Raw genomic sequence first — 8824 nt, 5'->3', positions numbered from 1 at the left:
CGTTCTTGATGAGGAAGTTGAAAGCTACTCTAAAGATGGTGACATATTTATCTTAAAAACTAGCAAGTTAAAGGAACATTACACAAGATCAATAATAATTGCAGCTGGAATAGGAACATTTACTCCTAATAAGATTAATAGGCCAGGAATTGACAAATTCGAAAATAAAGGTGTCTATTATTTTGTAAAGAAATTTGAAGATTTTAAGGATAAAAAAGTATTGATTGTGGGGGAGGTGATTCTGCAGATTGGGCACTAAATATCTATCCTGTTGCAAAAAAAACAATCTTAATACACAGAAGAGAAGAATTCAGAGCAAACGAAACCTCTGTCAAAGAACTATTTAATTCACCAGTTATTGTCAAATTAAACTATGAACTAAAGGAATTAAAAGGCGAAGAAAGACTAGAAAAGGCTGTAATATTTAATAATAAAACGATGGAAGAAGAAATAGATCTTGACGCAGTAATACTAGCACTTGGATATAAGGCTGAAATTGGAAAAATAGAAAGCTGGGGTTTAGAAATGGATGGAAGATACATAAAGGTAAATTCAAGGATGGAGACCTCTATTAAGGGATTATTTGCCTGCGGTGACGTTGTGAGCGTAGAGGGTTTGGGCAACATAAAATTGCTTGTTACAGGATTTGCTCAGGCAGCAATTGCCGCAGCTTCAGCCAAAAAATTTATTGATCCAAAATCAAAAACTTCCGGCCCTCACTCAAGCTCAATTATATAAATCATTGAATTTTTTCTAACCAAAGCATAAAATTTTAATAGATTACTCAAAGGAGGTTTAAAGTATGAGCGTCTTTTTATTAATTTTAATTTTAATGCCACCTCATCCCAACTTAAAGGAAAGGATGAGTAAAGCAGACTATGAAAAAATGATAGAGATACTGAAAAAGGCAAAAGAAAGAGGTGTAGATCAACCTGACTTTGAAAGTCTTGAAAAATTTAGATTAAGACTTCAAAAAAGACAAACTGACACAGCTAAAATACCTGTAATTCTTGCAGAATTCTCTGATAACTTAGCAGATTCCTCTGTTAACCATTTTCAGCAATTACTCTTTTCTGTAGGAACCTACCCTACAGGCTCAATGGCAGACTACTATTTAGAAAACTCCTATGGAAAGTTCCTTGTAACAGGATGGGTTTCAAACTGGCTTATGATGCCTCAACCGTACTCTTACTACACCAACAATAATTATGGATTTGGTTCTTATCCCCAAAATGCCCAGGGTCTTGCAAGAGACGCAGTTATTGCTGCTGATCCTTATGTTGACTTTTCTCAATTTGATAGAAATAACGATGGCTATGTAGATGTAGTTTTCATAGTTCACGCTGGACCTGGCGCTGAAGAAACAGGAAACCCAAACGATATATGGTCCCACGCTTGGGTTATACCTGGCGGTGTTAGTGTTGATGGTAAAATAGCCTATAAGTATTCGATGATGCCTGAAAACGGCAGAGTGGGAGTATTTGGTCATGAGTACGGACATAATCTTGGCTTACCCGACCTATACGATACTGACTATTCCTCAGAGGGACTTGGAAACTGGTCAATGATGGCTGGTGGTTCCTGGGGTAATAATGGAAGAACTCCAGTTCACTTTGATATTTGGTGCAAATATAAACTTGGTTTTGTTACTCCCACAAATGTGACATCAATAATCAGGAACGCCTCATTTGATCCAATTGAAAATTTACCAATCGCATACAGGCTATGGACAAATGGTAACAGTTCACCCCAGTACTTTCTTGTTGAATTTAGAAAAAAAATTAAATTTGACTCCTATTTACCCGGAGAGGGACTTTTAATCTATCACATAGATGAGTACATGTCTAATAACAACTATGAGTGGTATCCAGGTTTGCCGGGCGGTTTACATTACAAAGTAGCACTTGAACAGGCAGATGGCAAATGGGATCTTGAAAAAAAACAAAATTCAGGCGATCCTGGAGACCCTTATCCAGGAACTACTTTGAATACCTCATTTGATAACTATTCAACTCCTAACTCAAAAAACTATCAAAATAATCCAACTTATGTTTCAATAACTGGTATATCAACTAAAGGCCTAAAAATGTTTGCTGATCTTTCTGTTATCCAAGTATACAATATGGCTGTAGATTCTTCTAATATACCAATAATAGGAAAAAAAGATAGCTTAATAAATCCTGTAATTTTTGTTTCTAACAGAGGTTTTTATAACCAAAGCTTTGATTTAACACTAAGAGTTGACTCACTTTCTTACACAGTCTATCAACATCAACTAAGTGGGCTTTCACTTTCACCTGGAGCGGCAAGTTCTTACTCTTTTCCAGCTTTTAACCCAAAATTTTCAAACGGTATCTACAAATTTTACGGATTTATAACTTCTCCAAATGAACAGATGTTTAGAAATGACACCTTAGTGGTTCAATTTTTCTCATATGAACTAGTTAACTTTATTAACTCCCCCTACAGTGTAAATCCGCCAACAATTGACGGTTATATAGATCCAAACGAATGGGCTTTTAGTTATAAACTCGATATTTCTGATTATCTAAAAAAAGGCGGAAGGAGAAATATTGAGGAGTCTTATCTTTATCTTTTTAATACTCAAAACGCTCTATATATGGGTATAAAACTAAGCGATACAACGGATGGAACTGATTATATAAGAATAATTTTTGACGATAACGCAAATGGCAACTTTCCACAATCACCAAACACAAGAGAAGGAGAAATCAGATTTCAACAATCAGGATCAAGTTTTAATGCAACCTTTACTCCATATTTTGCCGGAGGTGGACAAGGACAAACACGCCCTCTGAATCTGCCCTACGCTATATCTGAGGTAGGAGAAGAAAGACATATAGAAATAAAAATAGGTATAAAACCTCAAGACACGGGGTTCGATGAAGAACTTCAAGTTAATTCAAACCTAGATACCTTTGCCTTCTTCATCCTCACCAGAAACTCTTCTGAAAATGACCTAAACTCATATTGGCTACAAAATGTTCCCCTATCACAAATTAGAAATCCTTCTTATTACGGAAAGGTACAAATAGGTGGATTAAGCCTAGATGTAGAAGAAAGCAAAACCTCATTAGCAAAGTTTAACTTTGATTTAAGATACAGAGAGGACGGAATTATGATAATACTCAGTCAAACCGACTATTCACCCTTTGAAATAAAAATCTTAGATCCTTCTGGAAGAATTGCTTTAAAAGTCTCCTCCAACTCTAAAGAATTTTTAAGAAAAATTTCTCGCAGTGAATTAAGTAACGGAACATATTTCGCAATTCTTAAAAAAGAAAAGCAAGAAATAAAAAAGAAATTTATAATGTACTAAAAGTTTTGTAAGAGAGCCTATTTAAGCCTTAAAAAGGTGTAGAGTAAAAAAAGAGTAAGAAATAAGATACCAACAAGGGGATAGGTAACGTTAAAGGAAATTAAGGGGAGACCTATAATAATAATTATTGCAAGTATAATTCCGCTAATTGCATCTCCAGCTACAAAGCCAGAGGCTAGTAAAATACCCTTTTCTTTTTTCTTTATAACTTCAGAAAGAACTCCACCAAGAGCTAAGGTAGTAGAAAGAGAAAGGGGTAAATAAAGTCCCACCGCCACTGGAAGTGAGGAAATCCCTAAAATTTCAAGAAAAATTGAAATCATTACACCTGAAATAAAAAGCTGAGTGGGAAATTGAGCTTCAAAAATACCTTTAACAATTAGAGACATTAAGGTTGCCTGTGGAGCAGAAAGTTTTTCACTACCTATAACATAAGCTTTGTGTAAGATAAATAAAATAAAACCGATAAAAATGGATGAAGTAATCACACCTATTATCTCTCCAATCTGCTGCAATCTTGGAGTTGCTCCTAACAAAAACCCAGTTTTTAAATCCTGAGAAATATCTCCAGCAATTGCAGCACTAATACATATAAAAGCTCCAATAGTAAGCGATGTAAACATAGCATAAATACCTCTTCCACCAAAAATATAAATTAAAAGACTTACAATAAAAAGAGTTGCTATAGTCATACCTGATACAGGATTCGACGAAGACCCTACAAGACCAACTATCCTTGATGAAACAACTACAAAAATAAATGAAAAAAGAATAATTAAGAGGGAAGTAAAGAAATTTTGATTAAAAATATTTAAAAGGGAAATTAAAAAATAGGTTATCAAAACTGAAAGAACTATAAAAGAAAGCGGAAGATCTTTTTCACCAGGTCTGAAAGAAAAAAATTTTTTTTCTTTAATAAGATTTACCAAAATTTTAATAAAAGAAATAAGCCCTCCTGCGAAGACTGCACCGGCACCAATGTACCTTATGTACTTACTCCAAATAGAATGTGTATCAAGTGGCTTTGCCTCTGGAATGTAATTACCAATTAAAGGAATAAAAACTAGCCAACCCAAAAGCCCGCCAGATAAAAGTAAAAAAGAAATCCTCTTTCCTAAAATAAGCCCAACTCCCACAAGAGCAGGCGAATTCTCAAAGGAAAAAGTTATTTTATTTTTTAAATTTATAAAAAAATAGTCAGGAAAAAACTTAAAACCTATTGTTAAAAACCTAAAGACAAAACCTGAAATAAGCCCTTCAAAAACAGTTTTTGCCTTATGTCCTCCTTCATCTCCAGCTTTTAACACCTCAGCACAAGCTCTCCCCTCCGGATAAGGAAGTTCTTTATCCTCATCCTCTATAAACCTTTTTCTTACCGTCACCATAAACAAAACTCCCAAAAGTCCACCAAAGAGTGAAGTCAAAAATATATATAAAATTGTTGGATTTAAACCGATAAAAATAAGAGCAGGAATGGTAAAAATGATACCAGCTGCAAGTGATTCTCCTGCAGAGGCAATTGTTTGTACCATGTTGTTCTCAAGAATAGTCCCTCTTTTTAAAATCCCTCTTAAAATAGCCATAGAAACACAAGCAGCAGGTATTGAAGCAGAAACTGTCATTCCAGCTTTAAGTCCAAGATAGGCGTTAGCAGCACCAAAAATTATAGAAAGTAAACTCCCTAGGATTATAGCCCTTATCGTAAATTCCCTCATCCCTTAATTATATCTTATAATAATTTATGTTTTACAGAAAACCATTTAAGCCCGATAAAAAGGAAATAAGAGCAGATGTTTGGAAAAAATGTGAAAACTGTGGTGAAACACTCCATGTAGCCCAATTAGAGAAAAACTTATGGGTATGCTCAAAATGCTCCTTTCACTTTAGAATACCAGCCAAAAAATACATAGAAATTATTTTTGAAGAAAATACTTTTGAAGAACTTTTTGACTACATTGAATCTGACGATCCCTTAAACTTCCCAGAGTATAAAAAGAAGTATAAAAAAGCAAGAGAAGAAACAGGGTTAAAAGAGGCCTGCATCACAGGGAAAGGTAAAATTGATAGATTTCTTGTATCAGCCTTTATATCAGATTTTGCCTTTATGGGAGGTAGTATGGGATCTGCCTACGGTGAAAAATTCTACCTGCTCTGTGAATATGCAGTTAAAGAAAAACTCCCTTTAATTGCTATTACTTCATCCGGAGGTGGTGCACGAATGCAAGAGGGTATCTTTTCGTTAATGCAACTTGTGAAAACAAATATAGGAGTAAAGCTTCTAAGAGAAAATAGAATTCCCTATATAACGGTTCTCTGTGATCCCACCATGGGAGGAGTAATGGCTTCCTTTGCCGCACTTGGAGATATCTCTTTGGCTGAAAAAGGAGCTCTTTTAGGGTTTGCTGGACCAAGAGTAATTGAACAGACAATCAAACAAAAATTACCACCTGGATTTCAAAGAGCTGAGTTTCAGTTTGAACATGGAATGATAGACGAAGTTATCGATAGGAGAGACCTAAAAAAAGTGCTGATAAAAATTTTAAACATAGTTTGGGATTAATCCTATTTTTTCTAATTTTAAAACCTATAAAATTTCAGGCAGATTCTCTTTTTTACGACTCAAAGAGAAAAGTTTTGTATCTTTTAAAAAATGTCAAAATTGAATATGAAAATGTAGAACTTTTTTCTGATACAGTTACTTTTTTTGAAGAGAAAAAATCCCTGATAGCTCATGGAAGAGCAAAACTAAAATCTGGGAAGGATACACTTAAGGGGGGAAAAATAATCTATAATACTGAATCTAAAAAGGGGAAAGTTTTAAGAGGAAAAACGAAAATTGAAAAGGGCGTGCTTTGGGCAGATGAAATCTATAAGGGAGAAAAAGACGAAATCAAGGCTTTTAAAGGAAATTATACAACCTGTGAACTAGAAAGCCCTCACTATTTTTTTACATATAAAAAAGTTAAAGTTATTCCTAAAAAAGATATAATTGCAGAACCTGTGCTATTATATGTAAAGGATTTTCCGATATTTTTTTTACCCTTCTGGATATTTCCCGCTACAAGGGAAAGAAAATCAGGTTTTTTAACACCAAGACCAGGTAGAAACTCTTTGTTAGGCTTATATCTAAAAAATCTCACCTATTACTGGGCTATAAATCCTTATATGGACTATACAATAGGATTTGATCTATACGAAAAAAAAGGAGCCACAATTATAACAGAATATGAATATGTTGTATTTAAATTTCTCGAGGGAAATATAAGTGGAACTTTTACAAGGGAGATTAATCCTAAAAGGGAAAGGTGGAGTATAAACGGTATTCATAACCAGAATTTTTTTTATAAATCAAAAGTACAGGCAAAGGCAGACTTTATATCTGATCATACCTATGCCACTGATTACTCAGAATATAAACCAGAAAGATTAAAAAGTGAAGCTTACTCTTATATAGTCTTTTCAAAAAATTTTAAAACTTCATCTATAAATTTAACTTTGGACAGAAGAGAAGATTTTTTGAATAAGAAAAAAGAAACAAAACTTCCCGTATTTTCATTTTCATTCTTTGGAAGAGAGATTGGGCACCTCTGCGCGTTTCAGGGGGATTAAATCTTTTAAGAATTATTACAAAAGATAGTCTAAAAAAATTAGAAAGTAAGCATTTAACAATAAATAAATCAACTTTAACTCAACAGAACCTCTTTGGAATATTTAATACCTCTTTTTCTTTTAACCTTTCAGAAAGGATCTACCCTGAGGATACACTTGGAAGAAAATTTCCAATTTCACACAATATAAACTTTTCCTTAAATACTTCGTTAACGCTGTATGGAAAATCTTTAATAAAACCGCCTTATTTTGATAACTTTTATCATTTTATAACTCTTTCAATGGGATATGGTCTAAGACCAGGTTTTAGGGCAATCGCAGTAAAAGGGGAAGGGCAAAAAACCCCATCATCTTATTTAAGCTTCAACTTAAGAAACGATTTATTTACAAAAAAGGAAAAAAGAAGATATCCCCTTATAATTTTTAACACTCAAGGAAATTACGATTTTTTAAAAAGAGAAAAAAAGCTTTCAAACATAAATTTTGATTTTACATTACCTCTTCCACATAATTTATCAGCATCTGGATACTTTAATTACAATCCCTATTCAAAAAAAATTGAAACATCAAACTTTAGAATATCATATAGTTTCAATTTAATTTTAACTGATTTGATGCTCCCCTCTAACAAAAACATAACAACCTCTGGAACATATAGCTTTAGTAAAAGTCATAATAGAGAAAACAATACCTTAAGTGGATCCTTTTCCGGTCAATTAACCGAAAAATGGAGTTTTAACTATAATTTTGTATATACAGGTGAAGAAAGAAAAATAAATTCTCAAAGCCTAAGCTTAATAAGAGATCTACACTGTTTTTCTCTTGAAATCAGATGGTCAAAAACTGGAAACTTCTACGACTATCACTTTAAACTTTCAATCAAAGGAATACCTGATATGAAAATAGAAAGAAGCTTTTTTGAAACTATCTTACCGTCTCTGCAGGAATAAAAAATATTACTTTTTCTTTTCCTCCTCTTCCTCCTCTTCTATATTATATAATTTTTCAAGTTCAGCTCTCAAAAGTTCACCAAGATTTATTCTTGCTGGACCACCCTCAGTGTACTTCGCAATTTCCTTTTTCTGCATCATTCTATCATATTCCTTCTCTGATAATAAAATTCTCTTTCTTTGAGGTTCAACTTTTAAAACCTTTAAGTTTATCTCTTCACCTTCTTTATAATTTTCAAAAACATTACCCTTCTTTGAAAGATGAGAAAGTGGTACAAATCCCTCTAGTCCCTTATCAACTTCCACAGTCAATCCCTTATCGGTTACCCTTAGGATCGGAGCCTTTAAAGTTGTTTCAGGAGTTAGTCTCTTCGAAATTTCTTTCCATGGATCAGGTCTTAAATGCTTAAGCGATAGAACTATAGTTCTTGACTTTTTATCTATATTCATCACCTTCAACCTCAGCTTCTGGTCTATTCTGAGAGCTTCCTCAGGCTTAGTGAATTTTCTCGTCCACGAAATATCTGACAAATGAAGATATCCCTCTATTCCATCCTCTATTTCAATTATTGCACCAAAGTTATCAAAGCCAACAACCTTACCTTTAACTATGGAACCTCTTGGAATTTTTTCCTCAATATAGGTCCATGGATCAGGTTGAGTCTGCTTAACTCCAAGAGCTATTCTCGTCTTTTCCCTATCTATATCCAAAACTAAAGCCTCAATCCAATCACCCTCCTTTACAACCTCGGAAGGATCCTTTATCTTTCTCCAAGACAACTCACTTATATGACAAAAGCCCACTACGTCTTTTTCAAGCTCTATTAAAACTCCATAAGGTAATATCTTCCTCACTACACCCTTTACCTTAGTTCCTATAGGATACTTCTTTTCCACCTCTTCCCACTTTTCAGGAACTAAATCC

8 protein-coding genes are annotated in these 8824 nt (G+C 33.8%); 6 read left to right on the top strand and 2 right to left on the bottom strand.

From position 1 onward, the window contains the following. The 3 genes from ABDH49_03735 to ABDH49_03725 form a co-directional block, all read left to right on the top strand. Nucleotides 1–259 (top strand): NAD(P)-binding domain-containing protein (locus ABDH49_03735; GenBank protein ID MEN3046080.1); only part of this gene is annotated, 259 nt, incomplete at its 5' end. After that, nucleotides 220–738 (top strand): NAD(P)/FAD-dependent oxidoreductase, encoded by a 519-nt coding sequence (locus ABDH49_03730; protein MEN3046079.1) that lies wholly within the window; start codon nucleotides 220–222, stop codon nucleotides 736–738. The genes ABDH49_03735 and ABDH49_03730, both read left to right, overlap by 40 nt. Before the next feature lie 64 nt (nucleotides 739–802). Then, complete coding sequence (locus ABDH49_03725) at nucleotides 803–3340, top strand: M6 family metalloprotease domain-containing protein (protein ID MEN3046078.1); 2538 nt, start codon at nucleotides 803–805, stop codon at nucleotides 3338–3340. A 17-nt stretch (nucleotides 3341–3357) separates the two neighbouring features. Here the strand turns inward: ABDH49_03725 and ABDH49_03720 are convergent, their stop codons facing one another. Next, a complete protein-coding gene (locus ABDH49_03720; GenBank protein ID MEN3046077.1) occupies nucleotides 3358–5055 on the bottom strand; it encodes an oligopeptide transporter, OPT family in 1698 nt (565 codons plus the stop codon). A 26-nt stretch (nucleotides 5056–5081) separates the two neighbouring features. Here ABDH49_03720 and accD point away from each other — a divergent pair, with 26 nt between their 5' ends. The 3 genes from accD (at nucleotide 5082) to ABDH49_03705 (ending at nucleotide 7899) form a co-directional block, all read left to right on the top strand. After that, nucleotides 5082–5900, top strand: coding sequence for an acetyl-CoA carboxylase, carboxyltransferase subunit beta (gene accD / locus ABDH49_03715; protein ID MEN3046076.1), 819 nt, complete (start codon nucleotides 5082–5084; stop codon nucleotides 5898–5900). Then, nucleotides 5891–6949: a putative LPS assembly protein LptD gene (locus tag ABDH49_03710; GenBank protein MEN3046075.1), complete on the top strand. Its 1059-nt coding sequence runs from the start codon at nucleotides 5891–5893 to the stop codon at nucleotides 6947–6949. Before accD ends, ABDH49_03710 begins: the two co-directional genes overlap by 10 nt. A gap of 281 nt (nucleotides 6950–7230) precedes the next feature. Next, entirely contained in the window at nucleotides 7231–7899 is a 669-nt protein-coding gene (locus tag ABDH49_03705) for a hypothetical protein (GenBank protein ID MEN3046074.1), read from the top strand. 6 nt (nucleotides 7900–7905) lie between these two features. Here ABDH49_03705 and ABDH49_03700 read toward each other — a convergent pair. After that, the coding region (locus ABDH49_03700; protein ID MEN3046073.1) for a S1 RNA-binding domain-containing protein at nucleotides 7906–8824 on the bottom strand (919 nt) is incomplete at its 5' end.

The sequence above is a fragment of the Candidatus Hydrothermales bacterium genome, from assembly GCA_039630235.1.
Classification (GTDB): domain Bacteria; phylum Hydrothermota; class Hydrothermia; order Hydrothermales; family JAJRUZ01; genus JBCNVI01.
This window is presented reverse-complemented; position numbering and strand designations above follow the sequence as displayed.